Origin of the sequence: Candidatus Planktophila sp., from assembly GCF_046070465.1 — a bacterium.
In the GTDB taxonomy this organism is placed as follows: Bacteria; Actinomycetota; Actinomycetes; order Nanopelagicales; family Nanopelagicaceae; genus Planktophila.
Map to the genome: position 1 here is coordinate 1 of NZ_JBJTMK010000026.1, position 25,952 is coordinate 25,952.

The 25,952-nt window shown below is 49.5% G+C and carries 27 protein-coding genes and 1 tRNA gene; 22 read left to right on the plus strand and 6 right to left on the minus strand.

The window, feature by feature from the left end:
* The 4 genes from ACKOVI_RS01165 to ACKOVI_RS01180 all read left to right on the plus strand — a co-directional run.
* A partial coding sequence (locus ACKOVI_RS01165; RefSeq protein WP_509602007.1) for a proton-conducting transporter membrane subunit occupies positions 1-707 on the plus strand: 707 nt, incomplete at its 5' end.
* Positions 704-2,221: an NADH-quinone oxidoreductase subunit M gene (locus tag ACKOVI_RS01170; protein WP_509602008.1), complete on the plus strand. Its 1,518-nt coding sequence runs from the start codon at positions 704-706 to the stop codon at positions 2,219-2,221. The genes ACKOVI_RS01165 and ACKOVI_RS01170, both read left to right, overlap by 4 nt.
* Positions 2,222-3,739: an NADH-quinone oxidoreductase subunit NuoN gene (nuoN, locus tag ACKOVI_RS01175; protein WP_509602010.1), complete on the plus strand. Its 1,518-nt coding sequence runs from the start codon at positions 2,222-2,224 to the stop codon at positions 3,737-3,739.
* Positions 3,739-4,728 carry a polyprenyl synthetase family protein gene (locus tag ACKOVI_RS01180; protein WP_509602012.1) on the plus strand — a complete coding sequence of 330 codons (990 nt, stop codon included), beginning with the start codon at positions 3,739-3,741 and terminating at the stop codon, positions 4,726-4,728. The genes nuoN and ACKOVI_RS01180 overlap by 1 nt, the downstream gene beginning before the upstream one ends.
* Here the strand turns inward: ACKOVI_RS01180 and rarD are convergent.
* Positions 4,696-5,595, minus strand: coding sequence for an EamA family transporter RarD (rarD, locus tag ACKOVI_RS01185; RefSeq protein ID WP_509602013.1), 900 nt, complete (start codon positions 5,593-5,595; stop codon positions 4,696-4,698). The genes ACKOVI_RS01180 and rarD overlap by 33 nt on opposite strands.
* Positions 5,596-5,598: 3 nt before the next feature.
* The gene (locus tag ACKOVI_RS01190; RefSeq protein WP_509602015.1) at positions 5,599-6,087 is read right to left on the minus strand and encodes a YajQ family cyclic di-GMP-binding protein; all 489 of its coding nucleotides are present in this window, start codon (positions 6,085-6,087) and stop codon (positions 5,599-5,601) included.
* Positions 6,088-6,205: 118 nt separating this feature from the next.
* Here ACKOVI_RS01190 and ACKOVI_RS01195 point away from each other — a divergent pair.
* Positions 6,206-6,290: transfer RNA gene (locus ACKOVI_RS01195), tRNA-Tyr, on the plus strand.
* A 13-nt stretch (positions 6,291-6,303) separates the two neighbouring features.
* Here the strand turns inward: ACKOVI_RS01195 and ACKOVI_RS01200 are convergent.
* Positions 6,304-7,107, minus strand: coding sequence for an alpha/beta fold hydrolase (locus tag ACKOVI_RS01200; RefSeq protein ID WP_509602017.1), 804 nt, complete (start codon positions 7,105-7,107; stop codon positions 6,304-6,306).
* A gap of 29 nt (positions 7,108-7,136) precedes the next feature.
* Positions 7,137-8,390, minus strand: a complete 1,254-nt coding sequence (locus ACKOVI_RS01205; protein WP_509602019.1) for a cytochrome P450 — start codon at positions 8,388-8,390, stop codon at positions 7,137-7,139.
* 76 nt (positions 8,391-8,466) lie between these two features.
* Between ACKOVI_RS01205 and ACKOVI_RS01210 the strand changes: the two genes are divergently transcribed.
* From ACKOVI_RS01210 to ACKOVI_RS01255, 10 genes are all read left to right on the plus strand, one after another.
* The gene (locus ACKOVI_RS01210; RefSeq protein ID WP_509602021.1) at positions 8,467-9,540 is read left to right on the plus strand and encodes a M24 family metallopeptidase; all 1,074 of its coding nucleotides are present in this window, start codon (positions 8,467-8,469) and stop codon (positions 9,538-9,540) included.
* 2 nt (positions 9,541-9,542) lie between these two features.
* A complete protein-coding gene (locus ACKOVI_RS01215) occupies positions 9,543-10,430 on the plus strand; it encodes an ADP-ribosylglycohydrolase family protein (RefSeq protein WP_509602023.1) in 888 nt (295 codons plus the stop codon).
* On the plus strand, positions 10,427-11,248 hold the full coding sequence (locus tag ACKOVI_RS01220) for a carbohydrate kinase family protein (protein ID WP_509602025.1): 822 nt from the start codon (positions 10,427-10,429) through the stop codon (positions 11,246-11,248). The genes ACKOVI_RS01215 and ACKOVI_RS01220 overlap by 4 nt, the downstream gene beginning before the upstream one ends.
* A 97-nt stretch (positions 11,249-11,345) precedes the next feature.
* On the plus strand, positions 11,346-12,746 hold the full coding sequence (locus tag ACKOVI_RS01225) for a hypothetical protein (RefSeq protein ID WP_509602027.1): 1,401 nt from the start codon (positions 11,346-11,348) through the stop codon (positions 12,744-12,746).
* Positions 12,747-12,792: 46 nt separating this feature from the next.
* A complete protein-coding gene (locus tag ACKOVI_RS01230) occupies positions 12,793-14,223 on the plus strand; it encodes an ABC transporter substrate-binding protein (RefSeq protein WP_509602029.1) in 1,431 nt (476 codons plus the stop codon).
* A 101-nt stretch (positions 14,224-14,324) separates the two neighbouring features.
* The gene (locus ACKOVI_RS01235; RefSeq protein WP_509602030.1) at positions 14,325-15,167 is read left to right on the plus strand and encodes a carbohydrate ABC transporter permease; all 843 of its coding nucleotides are present in this window, start codon (positions 14,325-14,327) and stop codon (positions 15,165-15,167) included.
* Positions 15,168-15,169: 2 nt separating this feature from the next.
* Entirely contained in the window at positions 15,170-15,985 is an 816-nt protein-coding gene (locus ACKOVI_RS01240; protein WP_509602032.1) for a carbohydrate ABC transporter permease, read from the plus strand.
* A 4-nt stretch (positions 15,986-15,989) separates the two neighbouring features.
* On the plus strand, positions 15,990-16,694 hold the full coding sequence (locus tag ACKOVI_RS01245; protein WP_509602034.1) for a FadR/GntR family transcriptional regulator: 705 nt from the start codon (positions 15,990-15,992) through the stop codon (positions 16,692-16,694).
* The gene (locus tag ACKOVI_RS01250; RefSeq protein WP_509602035.1) at positions 16,681-17,574 is read left to right on the plus strand and encodes a carbohydrate kinase family protein; all 894 of its coding nucleotides are present in this window, start codon (positions 16,681-16,683) and stop codon (positions 17,572-17,574) included. Before ACKOVI_RS01245 ends, ACKOVI_RS01250 begins: the two co-directional genes overlap by 14 nt.
* The gene (locus ACKOVI_RS01255) at positions 17,571-18,455 is read left to right on the plus strand and encodes a hypothetical protein (protein WP_509602037.1); all 885 of its coding nucleotides are present in this window, start codon (positions 17,571-17,573) and stop codon (positions 18,453-18,455) included. Before ACKOVI_RS01250 ends, ACKOVI_RS01255 begins: the two co-directional genes overlap by 4 nt.
* Here the strand turns inward: ACKOVI_RS01255 and ACKOVI_RS01260 are convergent.
* Positions 18,452-19,555, minus strand: a complete 1,104-nt coding sequence (locus tag ACKOVI_RS01260; RefSeq protein ID WP_509602039.1) for a Gfo/Idh/MocA family protein — start codon at positions 19,553-19,555, stop codon at positions 18,452-18,454. The genes ACKOVI_RS01255 and ACKOVI_RS01260 overlap by 4 nt on opposite strands.
* A 145-nt stretch (positions 19,556-19,700) precedes the next feature.
* On the opposite strand from ACKOVI_RS01260, the gene ACKOVI_RS01265 reads away from it, so the two are divergent.
* The 5 genes from ACKOVI_RS01265 to ACKOVI_RS01285 are packed head-to-tail and all read left to right on the plus strand — an operon-like array spanning position 19,701 to position 24,105.
* A complete protein-coding gene (locus ACKOVI_RS01265) occupies positions 19,701-20,003 on the plus strand; it encodes a UxaA family hydrolase (RefSeq protein ID WP_509602041.1) in 303 nt (100 codons plus the stop codon).
* Positions 19,982-21,148: a UxaA family hydrolase gene (locus tag ACKOVI_RS01270; protein ID WP_509602043.1), complete on the plus strand. Its 1,167-nt coding sequence runs from the start codon at positions 19,982-19,984 to the stop codon at positions 21,146-21,148. Before ACKOVI_RS01265 ends, ACKOVI_RS01270 begins: the two co-directional genes overlap by 22 nt.
* A gap of 19 nt (positions 21,149-21,167) precedes the next feature.
* Positions 21,168-22,127 carry an NAD(P)-dependent oxidoreductase gene (locus tag ACKOVI_RS01275; protein WP_509602044.1) on the plus strand — a complete coding sequence of 320 codons (960 nt, stop codon included), beginning with the start codon at positions 21,168-21,170 and terminating at the stop codon, positions 22,125-22,127.
* A complete protein-coding gene (locus ACKOVI_RS01280; RefSeq protein ID WP_509602046.1) occupies positions 22,124-23,110 on the plus strand; it encodes an Ldh family oxidoreductase in 987 nt (328 codons plus the stop codon). Before ACKOVI_RS01275 ends, ACKOVI_RS01280 begins: the two co-directional genes overlap by 4 nt.
* A gap of 2 nt (positions 23,111-23,112) precedes the next feature.
* Positions 23,113-24,105 carry a YeiH family protein gene (locus ACKOVI_RS01285; protein WP_509602048.1) on the plus strand — a complete coding sequence of 331 codons (993 nt, stop codon included), beginning with the start codon at positions 23,113-23,115 and terminating at the stop codon, positions 24,103-24,105.
* Here ACKOVI_RS01285 and ACKOVI_RS01290 read toward each other — a convergent pair.
* Complete coding sequence (locus tag ACKOVI_RS01290; RefSeq protein WP_509602050.1) at positions 24,092-24,517, minus strand: CoA-binding protein; 426 nt, start codon at positions 24,515-24,517, stop codon at positions 24,092-24,094. The two genes, ACKOVI_RS01285 and ACKOVI_RS01290, sit on opposite strands and share 14 nt — an antisense overlap.
* 59 nt (positions 24,518-24,576) lie before the next feature.
* Between ACKOVI_RS01290 and msrB the strand changes: the two genes are divergently transcribed.
* Positions 24,577-24,990 (plus strand): peptide-methionine (R)-S-oxide reductase MsrB, encoded by a 414-nt coding sequence (gene msrB, locus ACKOVI_RS01295; protein WP_509602052.1) that lies wholly within the window; start codon positions 24,577-24,579, stop codon positions 24,988-24,990.
* On the plus strand, positions 24,990-25,952 hold a 963-nt coding region (locus ACKOVI_RS01300; RefSeq protein ID WP_509602054.1), incomplete at its 3' end, for an FUSC family protein. The genes msrB and ACKOVI_RS01300, both read left to right, overlap by 1 nt.

The following is a 25,952-nucleotide window of genomic DNA, read 5'->3' on the forward strand; positions in this document are numbered from 1 at the left end:
CTGGTTTCTACTCAAAGGATGCAATCATTGAAACTGCATTTAATGCAGGCGGTGCAAAGGGAGTAATTCTTGGATGTGCAGCACTTCTTGGTGCAGCAATTACAGCGTTCTATATGTCACGCGTCATGATTCTTACCTTTACAAGTAAAGAGCGTTGGGACGATGAGGCACATCCTCACGAGTCACCTGCGTTGATGTGGGTACCAATCGCAATTCTTGCTATCGGTTCTGTTGTATCAGGATTCCTCTTCACTCGCGGACATGCACTTGTTAACTGGCTCGAGCCAGTTGTCGGTGGACATGAAGGCGAGCATGAAGAGCTCTTGGCTCCTATAGTTGTTTCAGGTCTTGCGCTTACAGCCGTTGCAATCGGTGTTGCTATTGCACTGAAGATGTACCAGTTCTCAGATGTTGCAGCTGTTGCTCCTGAAAATGTATCTGCTCTCACTCGCTTTGTCCGTAAGGATCTTGGACAAGATGGCTTCAATGAAGCGGTCTTTATGCGTCCAGGTCTTTTGATTACAGAGCTTGCAGAGCAAGTGGATGTCAGCGTTGTTGATGGCGCAGTTCGAGGCGTCGGTCGTATCGCGACTGGCTCTGGTTCAGCACTTCGCCGCACACAGACAGGCTTTGCTCGCAGCTATGCAGCGTTCATTCTCATCGGCGCGATCGTCTTGATCGCTGGAATCTGGGTGGTCACACAATGAGTTCAGTACTAATCCTCGCGCTCTTGCCATTGCTCGGCGCACTCATCGTGGGCGTTCTTCCTAGCTCAAACGTTCTTCGCATCAAGCAGGCAGCTCTCGGTGTCACTCTTCTGACTGCGGCCTTTGGTATCTATATGACGACTCAGTTCGTCGCTGGAGATACAGCTTTCCAATTTGTTCAGAAGAACGAGTGGATTCCATCATTTGCAATCAACTTCTCTATGGGCGTTGATGGCCTAGCGATGGTTCTCATCCTCATGTCAGTCATTCTGACTCCTATCGTTTTGCTCGCTGGTTGGAATGAATCTGATGGCGGACGTTGGTCTGCAAAGGTTTTTTACATTCTTATTCTTGTTCTCGAGACAATGATGATCGGCGTATTCGCAGCAACTGACGTCTTCTTGTTCTACGTCATCTTCGAAGCGATGTTGATCCCCGTCTACTTCCTTATCGGTGGTTACGGCTCAGGGGAACGCGCAGCGGCTGCAGTGAAGTTCCTGCTCTACAGCCTCTTCGGAGGTCTCTTGATGCTCGCATCAATCATTGGCATTTACGTGGTCTCAAGCAATGCAGGTCATGCAAGCTTCGATATCACCGAGCTCGCTGGCCTCCATGCTGTCATGAGTCCAATGACTCAGAACCTCTTGTTCCTCGGCTTCTTTATTGCATTCGCAATTAAGGCTCCGCTATGGCCACTGCACACATGGTTGCCAGATGCAGCGAAGGCTGGTTCTCCAGGCACATCTGTATTGCTTCTTGGTGTCCTCGATAAGGTCGGTACATTCGGAATGATCCGTTTCTGTATCACCATCTTCCCTGATGCAAGCAAGACTTTTACGCCAGTGATCATCACGCTCTCAGTGATCTCAATTATCTACGGTGCATTCCTTGCAATCCGTGCTCGCGATTTGAAGCGTTTGATTGCATATACATCTATCTCTCACTTCGGTTTCATCACCATGGGAATCTTTGCGATGACTACACAAGGCCACTCAGGTGCGACTCTCTACATGTTCAACCATGGTTTCTCAACCGCAGCCCTCTTTATCGTGGGCGGTTGGATGATTGCTCGTCGTGGATCATCGACTATCGCTGACTTCGGTGGCTTGCAGCGCGTGACCCCAGTTATGGCATGGATGTTCTTCATTGCAGGTATGTCGTCACTCGCACTCCCAGGTCTCTCAAGCTTCGTCTCTGAGTTCTTGGTCTTGGTGGGTACATACACTCGCTATCCAGTAGCAGCAGTAATCGCGACCATCGGAATCGTTCTGGCAGCTCTCTACATCTTGATTCCCGTACAGCGCACTTTGCACGGACCTACGACTCCGGGTAATGAGAATCTTCCGGATCTCAACCTTCGCGAGAAGATTGCGATTGCTCCAGTAGTTGCAGTAATTGTTGCCTTCGGTTTCTATCCATCACCGCTACTGAACATCATTAATCCAGCATCTGCTCATGTACTTGAGGTTGCAGGATTTACCGATCCAGCTCCAACAGAGAATGCAGGTAAGTAAATGACATTTACAGCTCCCGTACTTGAGTATGCGCTTCTAGCGCCGATTCTCATCGTTCTCGCAGGCGCTCTGGCTGGTGTTCTTATCGAGGCATTTGTTCGCACAAGTGCACGTGCAACTGCCCAGCTCTTTGTAGCTGTTGCAACCATTGTGATTGCTCTCGCTCAGCTAGTTCGAGTTCGCAACGAGGCTTCAACGACAGCTGCGATGTCCTCACTTGTATTTGATGGTGCTGGAGTTCTCTTTATGGGTACCATCTTGGTCATCGCTTTGCTCTCACTCTTCTTGATTGCAGATCAGGATAACTTCACTGCAGCTGCAGCTGCCGTTCCGGGATCGCTCGAAGAACGTCAGGCGCATCAGGCACGTGTCCGCACAACTGAAGTATTCCCACTGACACTCTTTGCAGTAGCAGGAATGCTCTTGTTCCCACTTGCCAGCGATTTGATTACTCTCTTTGTGGCACTTGAAATGCTCTCTTTGCCTCTCTATTTGATGTCTGGCCTTTCTCGTTACCGTCGCCTCGCTTCACAGGAAGCTGCTCTGAAGTACTTCCTTCTCGGAGCTTTCTCATCAGCATTCTTCCTCTTCGGTGCAGCGTTCCTCTATGGATACTCATCTTCTGTGACATTTGCAGGCATTCAAGCAGCTGTTACTGGTGGCGCTGGAAATGATGTATTCCTCTTGATCGGAATCGCATTTATCTCAGTTGGCCTGCTCTTTAAGGTTGGCGCTTTCCCATTCCATGCTTGGTCACCAGATGTGTATCAGGGTTCACCAACACCTGTTACTGCCTTTATGGCAGCAGCAACCAAGGTTGCTGCATTTGGAGCAATCCTTCGCATCTTCTACGTCGCCTTTGCTAACGCAGAGTGGCAGTGGCGTCCAACTCTCGTCCTTATCGCGATTGCGACGATGGTCTTTGGTTCACTTGTTGCTATTGCACAGAAAGATGTCAAGCGCATGTTGGCGTACTCATCCATTGCACATGCAGGCTTCTTGCTTGCAGGCGTGATCGCGTTGAGCAAGCAAGGTCTTGATGCGAGCATCTTCTATCTCCTTGCCTACGGCATCGCTACAGTCGGCGGTTTTGCAATCGTCACTTTGGTACGCGACTCAGCAGGTGAGGTGACAGACCTCAATCGCTGGAGCGGCCTCGGTAAGCGTTCACCAATCGTTGCTGGAACATTTGCATTCTTCCTTCTGGCATTCGCTGGCATTCCAATGACATCTGGCTTTATTGGAAAGTTCTCAATCTTCTCCGCTGCATACCAGTCAGGAAGCTTGGCAATTTTGATTGCCGGTGTTCTCTCATCTGCAGTAGCTGCCTTCTTCTATATCCGAGTCATCGTCTTGATGTTCTTCAAGGATCCAGTTGAAGATGGTGCAAGCGTTGTGATTCCGTCAGCTTTGACGACAACAACTATTGCTCTCTCTGCTGTTGCGACACTGGTTCTCGGAGTCTTCCCAGCGCCAGTCATCAACTTCATTCAGACAACAGCCTTCTTCCTTCGCTAATGGCTAACCTCGGCATTCCCGGTATGGCTCCTGCCCTTGAGGCAGAGCTTGCTGTGGGGATGGCATCGGTTGAGGCGCTCCTTCACAGCCATATTCAGGGTAAATATCCGTTGGTGGAAGAGACATCTCGCCACCTTGTAGCAGCCGGAGGCAAGCGGCTACGCCCCTTATTGACCCTTCTGGCATCGCATTATGGAGATAAGAACCGTAAGGGGATTATCGAATCTGCCGCAGTCTGCGAACTGACTCACGTTGCAACTTTGTATCACGACGATGTCATGGATGAAGCGCCGCTTCGCCGTGGCGTTGAAAGCGCCAACAATCGTTGGGGCAATACAGTGGCAATCCTTACCGGCGATTACCTCTTTGCAAAAGTCTCAGCTCTACTTGCCGATATCGGACCAGAGGCTGTCCGCCTTCAATCACATACCTTTGAGCGCCTTGTGATTGGTCAAATCATGGAGACGCAAGGGCCAGCCGATGGCCAAGATCCGCTCGAGCATTACCTCTCTGTCGTTGCCGATAAAACCGGTTCACTGATTGCAGCATCTGCTCGATTTGGTGCAATGGTTTCGGGAGCGCCTGATGAGATCAAAGAAACCCTCACAGTCTTCGGCGAGAAAATCGGAGTTGCTTTTCAGTTGGTAGATGACGTTATCGATATCGCCTCCGAATCATTTGAGTCAGGAAAGACTCCAGGTACGGATCTTCGCGAAGGCGTTCCAACTCTTGTTACGTTAAATGTAATTTCGATGAACCGCCCAGAAGATGCAGCGCTGATTGCTCTTTTGAAGGCACCGATTACAGATGAAGCGACAGTGCAAGATGTCATTAAAGCACTTCGTGCACATCCTGCACTCGAGCTATCTCGTCAGCAAACACTTCAATTCGCTAACGATGCACGTAAGGCCTTGGGGCCACTGCCTGTTGGCGATGTTACTGGCGCGCTGTATTCGCTATGCGACGCTATTATCGACCGCACGGCTTGATCGCAGTAGATCTATCGCTAGCGCGATCAGTGCACACCAGATAATCACAAAACCAATCCAACGTGCCGCTGGCATATCTTCGTGGCGAACCCATACACCGATCGAGAATTGAATTGTCGGTGTGATGTATTGGAGTAATCCGATAATTGTGTAGGGCAGACGAGTAGTCGAACCATTGAATAGTAAGAGCGGAATAGCGGTAATCGCACCGGCGCTGACTAAGAGGATTGTTAATCCAGCATCATGGCCGAAGTAGCCGGTGCCGTTCTTTTCGAGAATAAGTAAGTAAATTCCATATGGAATAAGGCTGAGCATCGTCTCGATTGCCAAACCTTCAAGAGCGCCAAGGCCCAGCATCTTCTTGATAACGCCGTAGCTACCCCAGGAAAGTGCGAGCGCGAGAGCAACCCAGGGGAGTCGCCCATAATCAATCGTAAGCACTGCTACTCCGGTAGTCGCAATACCCACCGCAATCCACTGTCCGAGGCGCATCTTCTCTTTGAGTAGCAGCACACCGAAAGCGATAATCACCAAAGGATTGATGTAGTAACCGAGTGATGCTTCAACAACATGACCATTATTGGTGGCCCAGATATAGACAATCCAGTTAACAGAGATAAGAGCGCTTGTTGCAAGAAGTCCAAAGAAAATCTTAGGCTTTTTTAATTGTGCAACGGTGTGCTTCAACTTCTTATGAAAAGCTAAAACGATAAGACAGAAAACTAAAGTCCACACCGCGCGGTGGGCAACGATTTCATAGGCGCTGGCTGGCTTGAGCAGCGGCCAATAGAGAGGAAAGAGCCCCCACAGAACATATGCAGCTAAGCCAAAGATGAGTCCGAGCGATTTCTCGCTTCTATCAGCCATGAATTAACGGAAGTTGGTAAATTGAACGGCGAAGTCGAACGGACCTTCTTTGATCTGCTGGATAGCATATTGCAAATCATCACGGCTCTTTGATGTCACGCGGAGCTCATCACCTTGAATCTGGGTTTTAATGGACTTTGGTCCCTCATCGCGAAGAAACTTTGCAATCTTCTTTGCATTTTCAGTGGAGATGCCCTCTTTGAGTGTGCAAGCAATTTTGTAAATCTTGCCTGAGAGCTGTGGCTCGCCGGATTCGAGGTGCTTCAAAGAGACTCCGCGCTTAATCATCTTCTCTTTCACAACTTCAAGAGCTGCCTTTGCGCGCTCTTCTGTGCCTGCTTCAATCTTGATGGCCTCACCCGCGAGTTCAACGGTTGTTCCGGTATTCTTAAAATCAAAGCGGGTATCGATTTCACGGATAGCTTGATTAATTGCGTTATCGAGCTCCATCCGGTCGATCTTGGAAACTACGTCAAAACTTGCGTCAGCCATTGGTTTTGGCCCTCTCTTATCAGGATTTTTAACTGGTCGAAGGACGATTTTTCATCCTTATGTGCCTAAGGTATCCTTTCGCCTCGTACTTCAAAAGCCGCAACACTTGTTCGACCCTGGCGGGTTGCCCGAGCGGCCAATGGGAGGGGACTGTAAATCCCCCGGCTCTGCCTTCGAAGGTTCAAATCCTTCACCCGCCACCATATCGATACGGCCTTAGCTAATAGCTAGGGCCGTTCGCTTTATAAAGTCCACGGTCAGCTTCGGGTAGTTCCACATAATCACGTGGGCACAGTTATCGACAACAACCCAGTGCGAATGTCGTGGTGCCACGCTCTTCTCTTGCGCAATTTCCTCAGGCAAAGTCAGGTCGTAATCGCCGAAGATAATGGAAACCTTCACTTCAGGTGGCACATTTGATTCAAACTTGCGACCACGTAGACCTCTCCACAATGGCATATAGCCCTTGGAATTTGCCATCGCCACAACAGAATCGCGACATGATTCAAAGCTAAGATCTCGCCAGAGATGTGTGATCTTCTTATAACCAATCGCTTTCAGCGGTGGCAAGTGATAAGCCAACCTCATAAAGTGCTGAGAAATTTTCGCAAGAATTCGAGCATCAAAGAAACTGGGTGGAAGCTTGCTGGTAGGCACTTGATGCCATAACCCTGCCGGGGCAAGTGCTGTCACACTCTTGACGCTCTCAGGTGCAATAGCGCCCATCTCGAGCGCGATCCACCCACCTAGTGAATTGCCTGCAACATGCATCTCAGAGTAGTTATGCTCTGAGCTGACTGTCTTCACAATAGCCCGAGCAAGTGATTGTGGGTCCACAGCTTCGCCCTCATGAATCTCTGCAACTCCATGTCCTGGGAGGTCTACAGCAATGACATTGAAATGCTCAGTTAAATCTGCGATTAGGCTCTTCCAGATATTTCCTGCGGAGCCAAGACCGTGCACCAAGACTAAAGCTGGTCGGTCGGGATCTTTAGCGAAGAGGTGGGTTGCGATTGGCACGCGCGAATCGTACTTTGCTCGCTCGAGACTTAGTGGGTCAAAGCAACGGGAAGAGCGATAAGTCCCCGAAGTGCAACATCTTTGCGCCATTGAAGCGCTGGTGTATCAGTCGTTATTTCAATCTTCCTAAAATTCTCGAGAATCGCCTTCACAATCTCTTCACCCTCGACCCTTGCCAAAGGGGCACCGAGGCAGACATGGATTCCGCGGCCAAAGGCGAGGTGTTTACGCGACTCACGCTCGATTTCAAAGGAGTCTGGATTTTCAAAGAAGGTTTCATCACGATTTGCAGATGCCAGCATTGGCAGCACTAAATCTCCGGCAGGAATTCTTACTCCTGCAATCTCCATATCTCTCTTTGCAATTCGCCATGATCGAGGGACAGAGCCATCGAAGCGGGCCATCTCATCTACCGCTGGCTTAATGAGTTCGGATTGATTCCTAAGAAGTTCGATGGCAGCTGGATGCGAGAGAAGACCGAGCATTCCATTACCTAAAAGATGAGTAGTTGTCTCATGTCCTGCAACAAAGAGCGTGACTGCGGTTGAGACTAACTCTGACTCACTCAGCGAATCTCCATTGAGTTCGGCGCTGACGAGTGCCGACAAGATATCTGCGTTGCTATCGAGATTGCCGCTATCTCTCAGCTCCCGACGGTGATTGGCCAATCGCACAACAAAGTTACGCATCTCCTCCAGCATCATCTCGGCGTGAAGCGCCTTATCGGGAGCGATTCGACCACCCTTCTCATAGAGTCCATTGATTGCATGGGCCCAACGAATGAGGTCAGGGATATCGCTCTCTTCTGATCCCAATAGCCGGCCGACCACAAGAGCGGGTACCGGTGTGAAGAGGTCTTGAATGAGATCTGCTTCAGATTTCAAATGTGCAAGAACTCGATCTACTACAGCTTTGGTAATAGGTCGAAAAGATTCCGCCATCTTTGGGGTAAAGGCTTGTGCTAATAATCCACGAAGACGCTTATGTTCTGGCGCATCAGAGTGAGCAAGTCCGGTGGCAAAGTGCATCTGAAGAAGCGGAAGTTGATCTTGAACCTCTTGATCAAGTTGATGAATTAAGTGAAGGACTCGACCTTTGCTCGAGTAATCATCACTATTGTGAAGAATCTCAGCGACATCACCATAGCGTGTGACTACCCAGCCGCCGAGGTGTTCGCTGAAGAAGACTGGCGCCTCACGTCGAAATTGTGTGAAGAGGGGGTAGGGATTGGAAAAGTACGTACCATCTGAAAATGCGGCACTGAGAAGTTCGTCAGCTTTCATTTGTACACGTTAACTCATCTAAATAATCTTGACTAGCTCTTTAAAAATGAAAGGTGCATTAAGTACCCTTCTTGCCATGGACCACAGCGAGGCATTTACTGGCAAGATCAACGCCCTTCGAAAGTTAATGGCAGAAAAAGATTTAGACTCACTGATTCTCCGAAGAAACCCCAATCTTGCCTGGGCTATTAGTGGGCGAGCGCATGTCCCCACCACAATAGATGCAGCCTGCTTTGACTTGGTGATCACGGAAGATTCTGTTTTTGCAGTCACCAATGCGATTGAAGCCCCCCGCTTGGCAGCCGAGGAGTTCCCTGCAGGCCTTGAAATTAAAGTGGTTCAGTGGTGGGAGGGGCGTAACAACGGACTTCCTGCTGAATTTAAAGTTGGCTCAGATCAAGGGGGAGCGGGCCTGGTAGATCTTGGTATCGAAATTGAAATCCTTCGCGCATCCCTTGATGCCTTTGATCAAGAACGCTTAAAAGATATCTCTCGCAGAGCAGCACTTGCTCTTGGAGAAGCGATGAAAGTTGCCGATAGCAACGATCGGGAAATTGATGTTGCAGCACGTATTACAGAAGCGCTGTGGCGACACAATCTTGAGATTTCATTTTTAGGTGTGGCTGGAGAAGATCGTGTCTTCAAATTCCGACATCCGCTCCCCACCCAATCCCTCATTGGCTCACGAGCGAGTGCATCAATTTGTGCAAAAGAGAAGGGGCTTATTGCCTCAGTAACTCGCATCGTCACCTTCGGAGAAGTAACTCCCACTCAAGAGGCTGAATACGGCGCCCTTCTGGAGGTCGAAGCAGATCTTCTCGACGCCACCATTATTAGTAATCCATTCTCATCAGTGATTGATGTCGCTACACGTTCTTATGGCGCACATGGCTTTGATAGCGATGAATGGCACCATCACCATCAAGGAGGCCCGACCGGGTTTATGCCTCGCGATTGGCCGGCAACACAGAGCAGTGCTCGATTGATTCAAGCCAACCAAGCTATTGCATGGAACCCCACTGGAAAAGGATGGAAGGTGGAAGAGACTCTTCTGACATCTTCCAGCGGCAACCTACTGCTGACAGGGGATTCTTTGTGGCCATCGCGATTGGTGCGCGGCCGAAATCGCCCCGATCTCCTTCGCAGGTAAATATGGCAACTCATGCCCCGTCCGACATTGCATTAATTCTCAAGGGTTATGCCGCAGGCGATGTCTTTGGTGTTGCCTATGAATTCTCTGATTACTCGGGCAAGGTGGACCCACAGGTTCTTCGAGAGAAATCTGGTTGGCCTTACGGGGGCGTCAGTGATGACACTTTTCTCACACTGCTCACAATCTGCGCGATCGATCCCACAAGTACAGAAAAATCTAGTGCCAATTTTCTCGCCGATTTGCGCGATAGCGCTCCTCACTTGCGTGGTCTGGGTCCGACTACTCGAGCTGCTCTTGGTTTGCCGGTAAAGGATTTTGAGCGTTCTCACATTGGAATTTCTAATGGGGCGCTGATGAGAACTGCGCTTCTGGGCTTGGCATTTACAGAGCAAGAAGCCAATGAGCGAAGGGCATTTGTTCGAGCATTGGCCGAGGCCACCCACAAAGGTGAGAGTGCCATTGCCTGTGCCATCATCGGATCGGCGCTCTTTGCTGACGCTCGTGCATATGGAGATGAACATGCACCGTTTGAAGTTGCTCGACGAGAGCGGGATGCCATCGGGGCCAATATTGAGCTCGCCGATTGGCTGGCACCGACTGGCAATGGAGTCTCTAATGAATCGGTGGAGACACTCAATGCCATCTTGTGGGCGCTGAAGTCGAGTAATTCGGCAGCGAGTGCACTAGCGATATCGTGCGAATTAGGCGGTGATACAGATACCGTCGCCGCTCTCACAACTTCGCTCGTGATTGCACGAAACCCTAAGAGCGCCGACCTAGATTCTCTGACCTGGCTCTCCGAAATTTCATGGAGTGAAATTTCCGAACTTCCGTATGCGGCCGAGCGCCTTTTCAAACTTTATAACGAAGCGAAGTTATTGAGATGAGCAGAAGAGTCTGGATTATTGGTCCAGTAGCGGTAGATCGAGTGGCATACATAGATGAGCTGCCACAGCAAGGGACCTTCGTTAGGCCATTAAGAATTACAGAAAGAATTGGTGGCTCTTCTGGAAATGTTGCACTAGCACTTTCAGAGGCGGGAGTAGAGACTGGATTTATTAGTTATGTTGGCAATGATAAAAATGGCGCAACAATAAAAGAACGTTTCACAGCCAGTAAAATTCAACATTTATCCTTGCAAGAAATTGTTGGCGACAGTAACAGCGCTCTCGTGATGGTCGATAGTGATGGCGAACGAACTATTGTTGCCCTTACTGAAAGTCACTTGGCGGAGATCTCAATAGCGGATGTAGATTTCAGAAGTGACGACATCGTCGTCTTCTCGTTATGGCGACCTTTCTTTGCAAGCCATCTCCGCCATATTCAAGACATTGGATGTACTACTGTGGTTGGGCTTGAAGCTCTTGCGGATCCCGCCGTACATCGTGCGGATTTTGCGATTGGAAGCGAAGCTGAACTTGGTTCTACCCAAATCTCGAATTACCTCGATCGATTCTCGACCATTGTGGTCACTCGCGGAGCCGCCGGAGTTGATCAGTATCAAGGCACTGAACAGATCCATGTTGATGCGCTGAATGGTCCAGTAGTGGATACAACAGGTGCGGGGGATTCATTTTTAGCCGGCTATCTCTCCCGCCTCGCTCAAGGAGATTGCAATTTACGCTCAGCGCTCGACTATGGAATTCGTTGGTCAGCTGCCACAGTAGCTATTGAAGGTTCAGAACCCGCACAGCCGCCTTTATAACGATTAGGTAAATCGAGGATTTACTAGCAGTAAGCCATTGACGCGACCTGTGTCTCGGGGCACACTTCTCGCCAGAGGTCTTACCACTTGGAGGAATATGAGCACCGTAGCTCTCGTCGCATTAGCTCGACCTACCTTTGATCTCGCATGCGCCCAAGGTAATTTCGATAGCGCACGTGCACTGCTCAAAGAGCTCGGCGCTACAGTGGTCGGACCAGAAGAGCTGGTCATGACCGTCGATGATGTAGCCGCAGTCACTCTTCCGCAGGCAGATCTCCATATTCTCTTTATGGCTTCATTCTCCGATGCATCACCTGCAGTAGAACTTCTGGGCTCGGTCAAGGGACCAATCCTTGGCTGGTCCATGCGCGAACCAGGTGAAGTCGGCGAACGTCTGAAACTCAATTCAATGTGTGGCGTCAATCTTGCAGCACATGCGTTGATGGATGCTGGCCAATCAATCCGCCATATTCACGGCAATGCACATGAACCACATGTGCGTGCAGCAATTGCAGATGCACTCAACGGCACACTTCCTGTGGCGGCAAAGCCAGCACAGATCAATGGCGAGCGCGCACCACAGTCAGTTGCCGACGAAGCGTTTGCATGGCTGAAAGGTAGGAAAGTTGGCGCAGTAGGCGAAGCACCCGTTGGATTTACGCCATGTCTCTTTGATGGCCCAAAGCTCAATTCTCTCTTTGGTTTAGATGTACGACAGATTTCAATCGATAATGCATTTGAAAGAATTTCAAAAGTAGAACCAGAACGTGCAGATAAGGCATATGCAGCAGCGCTCGCTGATCAACCATCACTGGGTGACGTCAATGTCGAGCAAGCAAAGAAGGTCTACGGAGTAGAAGTTGCTCTCGATGATTGGCGCGAAGAAGATGCGCTCGATGCAATTGCTATTCGTTGCTGGCCAGAGTTCCCTACAGATTTAGGGGCATGTATCTGTTCCTCACTCGGTCGTCTCTCGGATCGTGGAACCGTCACAACATGCGAGCGAGATGTACTTGGCGCAGTCACTATGTTGGTCTGCGAAGCACTTGGTTCTGATGAAAATTATCTTGTCGATATCGTCGACCTCGTTGAAGATGAAGGTTTACTCCGTCTTTGGCACTGTGGATCAGCTGCAACAAAACTTGCTGCAGATCCAAAGAGTGCAACGCAATACATCCACTGCAATCGCAAACTAGGCGTTGCAGGTAATTTTCCGCTCAAGACCGGACCAGTAACACTGTTCCGTATTGATCGGGATGTAGATCCGAGCAATAGCACGGGTTTACGTATGGTTGTGAGTAGAGGGGAATCAATCCCAGCTCCCAACCATTTCCAAGGCAATACAGCGACGGTCCGTACCGAACCAGATGCTGCTGTCTTGGTGAATGGAATAGTCACTGGTGGCTATCCGCATCACCTCGTTATCTCATGGATCGATGTGCGTCCGGGTATTCGCAAGATGGCAGACATGCTCGGCATTCCCCTCACTGAATGGTAAGTAACTCAACCCCTCAAACCCTCAAACACTAGGCAAGGACTACAAAATGAAAGCTAAAGGACTAAAGACCTTCGGCGCAGTCGCAACAGTTGCACTGGCACTCATTGCTACCTCTGTTCCAGCGACTTATGCGGCAGGTGAAGAGTTCGGTAAGACATGTGCAACTGAAGGTGTCAGCACAGGAAACATGACAACATCTTTGATTTGCACCAAGGGATCAAACGGAAAGCTCACCTGGCAGCGCGTTCGTCTCGGTGCGAACTCTGGAGCTCCAGTTGGAGCACTGAAGGCACCTAAGGGAACAATTGAATTCCACCACTGGCGCCCAGAGGATAAGGTTGTGCTTCAGAGCATTATCGATAAGTTCCAAGATGCCAACCCTGGAACTTATGTAAACCAGGTCATCATGAACTCAGTCGATTACACCAACCTTGCATACTCAAAGATCAGCGTTAACAAGAAGGCTGCAGTCTTTGTTACATCACGTGGTGGACAGTTCGATCAGTTCTACAACGGCGGACTTCTTCGAGATCTGTCATCGGAACGTTTTGTGAAGCAGAATGTTATCCAATCTGCACTTACACCAGCAATCAAAGATGGCAAGGTTTACGGCGTTCCTTACCAGTCACTCTTCAACAACCCGATCTATAACACAGAGCTCTTCGCTAAGAAGGGCTACAAGGTTCCAACCACATGGTCAGGTCTTCTCGCATTCTGCAAGCAGGTTAAGGGCGATGGAATCATTCCTTTCGCTTGGCCAGCAGCTACTCGCGGTAACGCAGGTCAGATCCTTAACTCATTCATGATGAACTCAGCGCCACTTGCTGAAGTTAAGGCACACGTTGCAGCAATTGAATCAGGTAAGGAAGATCTCACATCTGATTGGTTCAAGGGCATTGCAACTAAGTACAAGCAGATGAACGATGCAGGCTGCTTCCCAGCTAACGTCTCTGGTTACAACGACACTGTTGCACCAGCTGACTTTGCTTCAGGTAAGGCTGCTGTCTACCCAACAGGAACATTTGGAATGAGCACAGTTACCAAGCTCAACCCAGATATGAAGGGCAAGATGGGCATCTTTGGCATGATCACAACTGATTCAAAGCCACTTTATGAAGGTATTACAAACAACACCTTCATCTTGAGCGTTAACGCTAAGGCATCAGCTACAGATCAGAACATCGCTCGTGCATTCATCTCATACCTCACAACTGCAGCAGCAGCTCAGGAGTATGCAGTAGGAACTTCACAGCACGTTTCAATCATCAACGTTGACTACGCAGCTAACGTTGATCTTTTGAACACATCAGCAATCATGGGTAAGAAGCTTCTTCTAGCTCCACGCTTCTTGTTCTTGAATGTGAACAACGTACGTAACCCACTTGAAGATGCTTTGATCGCAATTGGTGGCGGTGCAGATATCAACACCACCCTTGCCAACGCATCTAAGACAATCAAGCAAGGAATCGGTGCGTAATTAAGCTCAACGTAGGTAAGAAGCTGACCTCCACCACTGGTGGAGGTCAGCTTCCTGCACCAAAAAAGAAGCGTAAGAGAGAATCCTTAATACTTCTTGCGATGGCCTTCCCGGCCTTTGCGATTTATGCCTTTCTCTATCTCTACCCGTCACTTTCCAATCTTCGTTATTCAACGACACGTTGGGATGGCGTGACCAAGCCAATTCAAATTGGACTCCGTAACTTCACCTATCTGCTCACCAACGATGATCTCTTTATCAAGGTCCTCGGAAATAACTTCCGTTTCTCACTCATTGTGGTGATTTTCCAGACTGGACTTGCGCTGCTCTTTGCGACCTTCTTGGTCAAGAACACTAAGACAACAATTTTCCTTCGCACCCTCTTCTTCTTCCCGACCATTCTCTCCTCTGTTTCTGTCGGTCTGATTTGGAACTTCTTGTACGACCCAAACTTCGGCTTTATCAATGCCTCACTCAAATTTATTGGACTCGATTTTCTCGCTAAGAATTGGCTAGCAGATCCAAAGCTCGCTCTCTATGCCATCGCCGTGACCCAAATTTGGTTCCACACCGGCCAAATGGTGATTATCTATGTCGCTGGCTTGCAGCAGATACCTTCTGATTTATACGAGGCAGCCGAGGTAGATGGCGCTTCCCGTTGGCAACAATTTAAGAGCGTTACCTGGCCAATGGCGATGCCAACAACTGCAGTTGTTGTCGCCTATACAACTATTCAAACCTTCCGCGCCTTCGACTTGGTGTATTCCATGGCGCAGCCGGCATCGCTCAACGGCTCTGATCTCTTAGTTAACCTGGTCTATAACTCAGCTTTTGTTGGATACAAGTTTGGCTATGCCGCAGCTCAATCAATCTACTTAGTGATCTTGGTGCTCTTGGTGACATGGCTACAGCGTCGAGTGTTGAAGAATAAGACGGAGGATTAAAGATGGTCTATAAACTCTTTAAGAATTCACTGTTGACCATATTTGCGTCGGCCATCATTATTCCAACATCGATTGTAATCCTGGGAACTTTCAAGAGCGATCTTGAAATTTATACCAAGCCACTTGCGCTACCAAAGTCCTTTAATCTTGATAACTTCAGAACTCTCTTTGCCGATGGGCAGATGTTGACGCCCTTTAAGAACTCAGTCTTTGTCTCTGTCTTCTCAGTTTTCTTCACTCTGCTCTTTGCCAGCATGGTTGCCTTCGCAATCTCACGAAGCATTACCATCACAGGAAAAGTCCTCTTCGGACTATTTGCCCTCGGTCTTGCGATTCCAGGTCAAATCAACATTGTTCCTATCTTCACCCTCTTCGTGAAGTTGCACCTCAACAACTCGCTTATCGGTTTGATTCTCGTCAATATCGCGCTGACGCTGCCCATATCAGTTTTCATCATCACTGCATTCTTCAAAGATCTTCCAAAGGAAATGTTTGAATCCGCAGGTCTCGATGGTGCTAACCACTGGCGCATCTACCGCTCTATTGCACTTCCGCTGGCACGTCCGGCAGTAGGTGCAACCGGAATCTTCCTCTTTGTGATTACCTGGAACGATCTTCTCTACCCTCTGATGTTGATCAACGAGGCATCGAAGAAGACCCTGCCACTCGTCCTCATTGACTTCAAGGGTGAGTTTGCAACGAGCTACAGCATGCTCTTTACGGCGATCATTGTTGCCTCAATCCCTATGGTTGTGATGTATATAGTCGCTCAAAAGTCGTTTATTGCCGGTCTCACTGCGGGCGCTGTGAAAGGCTAGCCCTATGAGTATCACAGCCCCACAGTTAGCACCTCAACGAGCAGCGAAAATCGCAACCCAGTTGACCGAGCTGATTGAGATTCAAAATCTTCAGCCGGGGGATAAGTTGCCTCCGGAGCGACAGTTAGCCGATTTGCTTGAGGTATCGCGGCCTTCTCTTCGCGAGGCGCTCCATATTCTTCAAGCGCAAGGACTTGTCGCGATTCGCCACGGGCAGGGAACATTTGTGCAAGAGCCGCTCGTCGCTCAAGAACTCCGCGCTTCAATGATGGCAAGCACCCATGATTTAAATGAACTCTTTGACGCCCGTGAAGTTCTAGAGGTGCCCGCTTCCAAATGGGCGGCAAGTCAAGCAACGAAAGAAGATATTCGAGTCTTACGTGCAACGCTCAATCAAATTGACATTATCTGTGCAAAAGAACCAATCGATTACGATCAATTGCAGATGCTTGATGCAAAGTTTCACCTCACTATCGTGGGAATTGCGGGCAATCGCTTCATCAACCAGACACTCAATGTCTTGCAGGATGTGATGAAGATGTCGATGGATACAACCCTTCGTCTCCCTGGCCGTAAAGAAATTTCAAAGAGGGAACATAATGAGATTCTCCAAGCAATAGAAGATGGTGATGGTGCGCTTGCAGCAAAGATCACTCATCAACATATCTCTGGAGCCCGCGCGACAGCATTGGCAGATGCCAGCCAGTAAAGTCGATGTCGTCTGCGTTGGCGTCATCACTATGGATACGGTTGCACTTGTCGACCGCTACCCATCTGAAGATGAACGCGTCATCGCTCAAGAAATTGCTCGTGGTGGTGGCGGTCCAGCTGCAGTTGCTGCAGTTGCGCTTGCTCGTCTAGGTATCTCAACCGCCATCGTCGGAACTATCGGTGATGATGCCGACGGCAGAGAAATATTAGAGATATTTAAGCGCGAAGGTGTCGATGCTTCTGGCATTTCTATGGGATTAACTGCTACAGCTGGCAGCGTTATCGTCGCATCTCAAGAACATAGCGCTCGGGCTATCAGTACTCGTCAGCCAGTTCAACAAGCTCCTGTCAACGAAGCTGCCAAGGCACTTGTTGCAAGTGCGCTTTGGGTCCACTGCGATCATGTTGGAATCAATCGCCTTTCAGAGCTAGGAATTTCGCGAGGAAATGGCCCGAAAATCTCATTTGATGCTGGGTACGGCGTCGAGAACTTCGATGTCAATCTGGTCGATCTCTTTGTTCCTACTGATCGACAGATGGCGCTTCGTCATCCTGGCCTGACTCTCGAAGAAGCCATGGCAAAAGATGCTCATTACGCTGGCAATACCGTAGTCGCTACCTGCGGATCTGAAGGAAGTGCCGCATATACGGATCACTTCACTACAGCTCCAGGATTTTCTATCGAGGTAGTCAGCACCTTGGGTGCAGGCGATGTCTTCCACGGAGCGCTCATGGCACAGGTAGTTGAAGGTCGACCCATCGATGAAGCTCTTCGCCGCGCCAATGCGGTTGCCGCACTTTCTTGCAGAGGGCTCGATGGCCAATCTGCAATTCCAACTCTCAAAGAACTCAATACCTATCTGGAGGCACAATCATGAGAAGAGCACTAACTAACCTGGCACGTCCATCGGGCGCTCTTGCAATGGTTGCAGTCGATCAACGGGAAGCGCTCCGTGGAATGTTTGCGGCTCATCAAGAGACTCCAGTCCCTGATTCACAGCTGACTCAGTTTAAGGTCGATGTAGCTCGCGAGCTATCTCCTTATGCTTCAGCACTTCTCGTCGATCAAGAGTTCGGCATTGATGCCATCATCAATCAAAAGGTACTTGCACCTTCATGCGGTCTTATTGCTGCTGCAGATTTATTGGTTGGACCTGCAGGCGGTGCAGCAACAGATACAGCGGTCGATCCTGATGTCGATCCAATCCGCATGCGTGACATTGGATCTGTTGGCTTAAAGTTCCTCGTTCTCTGGCGCAATGATGAGAGCCCAGAGTCTCGTATGAAGCTCGTCAATGAATTTAACCAACTCTGCGAAAAGTCAGGGCTTCCTTCAATTATTGAAGTCATTGTGAAGCCACCTACAGATTCATCTCGTTCATTTGATCGCGAAGAAGAACTCATTATTGCGGCGAAAGAGGCATCAACCTGGAGCGCAGATCTCTACAAGGCCGAAGTTCCGTTCCATGGTGAAGGCGACCTGACTGCAATCACTCGTAATGCACAACGCATTACTGAAGCAGTGGGAACTCCGTGGGTGGTTCTCTCCAACGGAGTGAAGGCGCCATTCTTTGCAGATGCAGTTAAGGCATGTGCTCAAGGTGGAGCAAGTGGCTTCTTAGCAGGACGTGCGGTCTGGGCAGATATTGTGGGAGCAAAAGATATTCCTGCAGCTCTGCGCGAGGTATCTATTCCGCGTCTAGAAAAACTTGCTGAAGTGGTCGATCAATATGCACGGCCTTGGAGCGACGTTCGCTAAGCCCACATTTCAGCGAGGGTAACCACACGACCTTCGCGAATTGATTTATGTGCCGCAAGTCCTGTTGCAACGCTAGTAACGCCATCATTGAGCGTTACTTCAGCTGGAGTTGAGTTAAGAAGAGCATCACGGAATTTCATGTGCTCGATATAGCTAGCACCGAAGTGATGGCCCATGACGCGTACATCGTAATTATGTACGTGCTTGACTTCATGGCCGCGACCTTTGCTCGCACCGCTCGACCACTCTGTTCGTGCGCCGTAATTTTCTCGACGGGAGGCTTTCAGTGTTTGCGAAGGCAAAAATGATTCTAACTTTCCTTCGCTGCCAACGACGGTAAGAATCTCCTTATCGAAAGTGCCTTCCGCAAACATGCAGAGATCGAGCATTCCGCGCGCACCATTGGCATATTCCAGAATCACAAATGCGTTGTCGAGCATATCTGCTTGCTTGCCGTCGTACTTTTCATCGAGGTGATTTACTGCTTGACTGCCTGAGGCATAAACCTTGATTGGATTTTCGCCAACGACGAGATCCATCAAATTAAAGTAGTGGCAGCATTTTTCAACGAGAGTGCCACCTGTACGTTCGCTAAAGCGATTCCAGTTATCTACCTTTGGATAGAAAGGTTCACGGTGCTCACGAATTGAAACTTGATGAATCTTTCCTGCCTCGCCTGCCTTGGCGCGCTGAATTACTTCAGTAACTGGTGGCATGAACCGGTATTCAAGAGCCATCCAGGTCAGCGCGCTCCTCTTTTCTCCCCACGATGTAATTGCTTTGCAATCTTCCATTGTCGTAGCCAGTGGCTTCTCAATCAGCGCTGCGATATCTGTTGCCAAGACATCTTTAAGAACTGCGGCATGAGTGTCGTTGGGAGTTGCCACAACGACAGCATCGACGAGCCCTGAATCAAGGAGGGCTCGGTGATCGGAAAAAGTCTTGGCTCCAGGAGCTGCCACAAGTGAGGCATCGAGACTGGACTGATGCGGATCGGCGAGGGCGGTCACGACTCCACCGCCCATAACCTGAATATTGGTGATGTGTTCGCGCCCCATGCTGCCGGCGCCGATGATTCCGTATCGAAGTTCGCGTCCCATGGGTACAGGTTAGACCACTGACACAATTTTGGGCAGGGGTCTAGACAAAATACGCTCAAAACCCCTAGACTTCCGGCAGAGGTCAGACCACTTACCCCTTACGGCAGGTGGAAGGACGCACGACTATCTAAGCAGAGGGGCATTTATGGCAATCACACCTCCGCAGTTCTTGCTTCACCACGATGGCGATAACGTCGCAGTGGCGATGGAAGATCTGGAGCCAGGGACTCTTCATGGACGTTCCGTGAAGCAGGGAACTGAGAGCACAGCAATTCTCAATCATGCAATTCCACTCGGTCACAAGTTTGCTCTGACCGATCTCGCAGAAGGCGATGCGATTATTAAGTACGGCATCAAGGTAGGCCTTGCTTCAGCGCCGATTAAAAAAGGTGATTACATCCATACACACAACATGAGGAGTTATCGATGGGAAGCAAGCCGCGCTTAACCGGATACCGTCGCCAAAATGGCACGATGGGTATCCGCAACCACGTCATTATTTTGCCTCTCGATGACCTCTCTAACGCAGCTGCAGAAGCAGTAGCGAAGGTCATCCCTGGCACTCTTGCACTTCCGCACGCATTCGGTCGTCTCCAATTTGGTGAGGATCTAGAACTTACCTTCCAGACACTTATCGGAACAGGGCGCAACCCAAACGTTGCAGCTGTCGTTGTGATTGGTATCGAACCAAAGTGGACTCAGAAAGTTGCCGATGGAATCGCATCAACTGGTAAGCCAGTAGCTGCATTCTCTATCGAAGGCAAGGGAGATCTTCAGGTAATTGCAGAGGCAAGTCGTGTTGCTGCAATGTTCTTGCAAGATGCATCTGAACTCCAGCGCGAAGAAGCTGAGATCGGTGATCTCATCATGTCTATCAAGTGCGGTGAATCAGATACAACTTCTGGTCTCGGTTCATGTCCAACAACTTCTCAAGCTGTAGATCGCTGGGTTGCTGCAGGCGGAACTGTCTTCTTCGGTGAGACATCAGAGCTCACAGGTGGAGAGCACCTCATTGCAGATCGCTGCATCGATGATGCTTGCCGCAACTTGTTCCAGCAGACCTATGACAACTACATCAAGGTCATCGAATCAACTGGTGCAAATCTTCTTGGTTCACAGCCAACACAGGGCAACATTGCAGGTGGACTTACAACTATTGAAGAGAAGGCTCTTGGCAATATTGCTAAGACAGGCTCAGTCCCAGTTGTTGGTGTTCTTAAGCCAGCGCAAGAGCCAGATCCAAAGAAGAAGGGTCTCTACTTCATGGATACATCTTCAGCTGCTGCAGAGTGCGTCACTCTCATGGCTGCTGCAGGTGCTGTTATTCACTTGTTCCCAACCGGTCAGGGCAACGTGATCGGTAACCCAATCATTCCTGTCTTGAAGTTGACTGCAAATATCAAGACAGCACGCAGCATGAAGGAGCACATGGACCTCGATGTCTCTGGCCTTCTTCGCTACGAGTATGACTTGACTAAGGCTGGCGACATGATGATGGAGGTCATTGATCGCACCGTTAACGGTCGTCTCTGCACCGCCGAGGTCATGGGTCACCGCGAATACACATTCACCAAGCTATATATCTCTGCGTAAGCGAAAGATATTTAGCTTCGTGATTCTTATATCGGAAGATGTATGGGGAGCTCCCTTCGAAAAACTTGGGGGGAGTTTTCCCATTCTTCGTGAAGATGACCTTTGGAAAGATCCAGAGGCTCTCAAAGCAAAGATTAAAGATGCAACAGCGCTTGTCGTGCGCAATCGCACTCAAGTAACAGCTGAGATCATTGCAGCGGCGCCACACCTTAAGGTGATTGCACGTGCTGGCGTCGGTCTCGATAACATCGATATCACAGCAGCAGATGCTGCAGGCGTTGTAGTTGTTGCCGGTCTCGGAGCCAATGCGGTCAGCGTTGGCGAACTCACTCTTGGACTTGCCTTAGCTGCCCTTCGCAATATTCCCACTCACGATGTTGCAACTCGTGAAGGTAAGTGGATTCGCACTCCTGGGCGCGAACTCTCAGGTCTTACCTGGGGATTGCTCGGATGCGGCGCTACCGGAATGGCAACCGCTCGACTTTTGCAAGGATTTAATTGCACAGTTCTCGGCTATGACCCATATGTAAAGGCTGATGATTCTCGTCTACCAGCCCTCAATATGACGATGCATACTTTGGAAGATGTTCTCAAGGGCGCTGATGTCATCAGCATTCATATGCCATCGACTCCGCAGACCAATAACACCATTAATGCCACCACTATCGCCTTGATGAAACCATCATCCATCATCATCAATGTCGGTCGCGGTGAAGTAATCAACGAGGCAGATCTCATCGAGGCGCTCAAGGCTAAGAAGATTTCTGGTGCTGCACTCGATGTGCGCGCAACCGAACCCCCTACAGTGGGTGAACTCGAGACTCTCTCTAATGTGATTCTTGCTCCACATGTTGCAGGCATTACTGTGGAAAGCCAACTTCGCATCAACCAAATTCTGACCCAGAACATCGAACTACTTCTCACCGGAAAACCTGCGGTCAACGCCGTTGGTTCAATTAAGGAGAGCACTCGCTCATGACTCAACTGACCGTCGGCACAGCAATTGCGAAAGCAACTGAATTATTAATCGCCGCCGGAATGGATTCTGCAAAGGCTGCCACAAGTGCACATGCAATTGTGGCGAGTGATCGCTGGGGGATTGGTAGCCATGGGTTAATGCGTCTTCCTTTCTACCTCGACCGACTTAAGGCGGGTGGCATTAATGCCAATGCTGAACTGAAGAAAGTCACCGATCTGCCAGGCCTCGTTATCTTTGATGGCGAAGATGGTCTTGGCCATTGGCAGATTCAACAGGCATCGCAACTTGCTGCAGAGCGAGCAAAGGTCAATGGAATCGCCGCAGTTGGTGTTGGTCGCTCTTCTCATTGCGGCGCACTTGGAATTTATGTCTGGCCCATGATTGATGCAGGTTTAGTTGGAATCGCATTTAGTACCGGACCTGCAGTAATGCCTCCTACCGGCGGAAATAAGCCACTACTTTCAACTTCACCACTCGCTGCTGGTATTCCGACAAATCCTCCAACAGTGGTCGATCTTGCTACAAGTGCCGTTGCTCGCGGAAAGATTCAAGCAAAGGCACAGGCTGGTGCAGAGCTCGAACCAGGATGGGCATTTACCAAAGATGGTGCACCAACAACGGATGCAAAGGAAGCACTAGCAGGAATGCTTGCTCCTTTAGGTGGTGCAAAGGGTTATGCGCTAGCAGTTCTTGTTGAATCCCTCACTGGTGTTTTGATTGGCCCTACTCTGTCAAAGAATATTCCCGATATGTTCAATCACGATCAGGATTCTGCGCCACAAGAGATTGCTCACTTTGTGATTGCAATTGACGCATCAAAACTCTCTGTGGATGGCGACAATAATCGTCTTGCTGAGTTTGCGGGAGAAGTTAAAGGTGCAGGAGGGCGTCTACCTGGATCCAACCGAGTAAACCCTGGCAAGCTCAATCTTGAAGATGAAATCACTATTACCGATTCCGTAGCCGCACAGTTAGGACTTTAATCATGGTGAAAACATATGCGCCTGGCTTTGCCCTCATTGCAGCTCTCGTCGCCATCGCCTTTCAAATTAACCATATGCAATCGGCGATTAGCCCACTAGCACTCTGTGTTGCTTTCGGTTTTCTCGTTGCTAACTTTATTCAATGGCCAGCATTTGCAGCTCCAGCCACAAAGATTTCAAGTAAGACTTTGATGCGTATTGGTGTGGCACTCCTTGGCGCGCAGGTCAGCGTTGCCTCTCTAAAAGAGATCGGCCTCAAGGGCGTAGTCACTGTGGCCATCGTGGTCAGCTTTACAATCTTTGGAATACTCGGTCTTTCCAAGCTCTTCAAGATGTCGGGCGACCTTGGTCTCCTCATCGGTGTCGGCTTCGGAGTTTGTGGTGCAACTGCGGTAGCTGCGATTCGTCCGCAGACTCGAGCAACCGAAGAAGAGACTTCTTATGCCATTGGACTTATCTCTCTCTGCGGAACTCTTTCGATTTTCTTGCTTCCATTCTTAGGACACCTTTTGAATCTTGATACGCGCGAATTTGGTTCTTGGGCTGGAGCTGCAGTACATGATGTCGGTCAGGTAGTTGCAACAGCATCAGTCTGGGGTGATGGTGCAGATAAATATGCAATCGTTGTAAAACTTGCTCGAGTCTGTCTCTTGGCGCCGATTGTTTTGATTCTCTCGATTCGCCACCGCAAATGGCTCACTTCGCAGGGTAAGAGTGAGACATCTTCTGCAAAAGTTCCATTGATTCCTTACTTTGTTCTTGGATTTATTGCCGTTGCGACTCTCCATAATCTTGTTGAGATTAATGCTCGGGTACTCGCCGACATTGTTTTCACCAGCAAGCTATTGCTCGGCGCAGGTTTAGTTGCACTTGGTTCCGGAGTGCGTTGGAAATCTATCCGCGCGATTGGTCCTCGCCCGATGGCGATGGGCATGATTGCTTGGGTGATTGTTGCCGGCGTTGCACTAGCAGCAGTAAAAGTTACTGGCCTTTAATCAGCGCTGCGTAATCAATCTTGATGCAACGATCCATAACGACCTGCATTCCTGAAGCGACGCCCTTCTCGGCAACTTCATCATTACTGATTCCAAGTTGAAGCCAGATGGTCTTAGCGCCGATAGCAAGCGCTTTTTCTAGAACTGGCGGGCAGTCCTCTGCTTTACGAAAGACATCGACAATATCAATCTTCTCCGGAATATCAGCAAGTGATGCATAAGTCTTCTGTCCCATAACTTCATCGATTACCGGATTGACAAAGAAGAGTGCAAAATGGGAATTTTGTTGAAGCCACTTTGCAACCTGAAAGCTGGCGCGATCTTCCTTATTTGAGATTCCTACAATTGCTACATTCTTAGAATCCTGGAGGATGTTCTTGATTTCCTCAGTGCTCTGCGGCTGCCATGTCATAGAAAGAGTCTAGACCTGGGAAAAATGCAATGATGGATGAAAGGCTCTAAAGTGAGAACATGGAGAACATCTCAAACCCAGCAAATCTCAATGAATCGGAGCTTGCCGCAAAGCTAGATCCACTCTCATACGAGGTGCTTCGAAAAGGTGCGACCGAACGCCCCTTTACCGGTGAATATACCGATACTGACAAAGTTGGTTCGTATCGATGCAAGGCGTGCGGAAACGAATTATTCCGGTCAGAGACCAAATTCCATTCCGGTTGTGGGTGGCCATCTTTTTACGCACCTACTGCTGATGATTCGGTCAGACTTTTAGAAGACCGCTCGTTAGCGCCGCGGATACGAACAGAAGTTCGCTGCGGCAAATGCGATTCACACCTTGGCCATGTCTTTAAAGGTGAAGGTTACGACGTTCCCACCGATGAACGTTGGTGCATTAATTCGGTCTCCTTGATTCTCGAAGAGAAGTAATGTTCGACAAGCTCAAGCGGGCGATACTCTCTCGCAAGTACTGGTTACGCCAGATTGTGGTTGCAGGAATTGCGGGAGCATTTGCCTGGCTCTTGGGTGATCAACTTATTTTTAATGGCGGCCTAGTTGCCGCCATAGTCTGCACTTTAAGCATCCGCATCTCGCTTCATAAATCCTTACGAGAGGGATTTGGTCAGATTGTTGGAACTGCCATTGGTGCTGGCGTTGCCCTGCTCACTGTCTCAGTTTTTGACTTTGGCTTTATCTCTATCGGAACCACAATCTTCCTCTGTGCAGTAGTTGCTCGCGCCTTGCATCTTGGTGAAGTGGCTTCGGTTAATGTTCCCGTTACTGCCCTCATCGTTATCGGCCCAGGGCTATCCGAAAGTACTGCGATTCATCGCCTTGAATCGACTCTGATAGGCGCAGCCGTTGCTATTGCATTTTCTTACTTCTCTCACCCAAAGACTCCGCTCGATCGTGCACGCGAGCAAATTGCACTTGTGGGAAGTAAAGCTGCGCGTCTATTGGCAGAAATGTCTGAAGGCGTTGCAGCTGGCTATACCCAGAAAGATGCAGCGCAATGGTTATCACGTGGTCGACTAATGATTGAAGAAATTCCCGCAATTCGAGCTCAATCTGTCGAAGCCAAAGGCTATGCGCGTTGGATTCGTACCGGTACCCGTGACGCGGCTGAAGAGGTCTACATAGAAGGTTTGGCAGTTGAACATACAGTGGTGCAGGTACGTGCAATAGCTCGAACCCTCTTTGACTCTATTCTTGAAGGCGGAATCGCTGATGCCGTGAAGAAAGATGTCGCCGTTGCGTTATCTGCCGCCAGCTACGCGGTGCAGGCTCATATTGAAGATCCCGAAGATATCGTCGGCGCAAAAACATCACCAACAGATGACGTGCGCGAGGCAAGCTCTCAACTCTCAGAGCATCTTATTGAAGATGGAGGC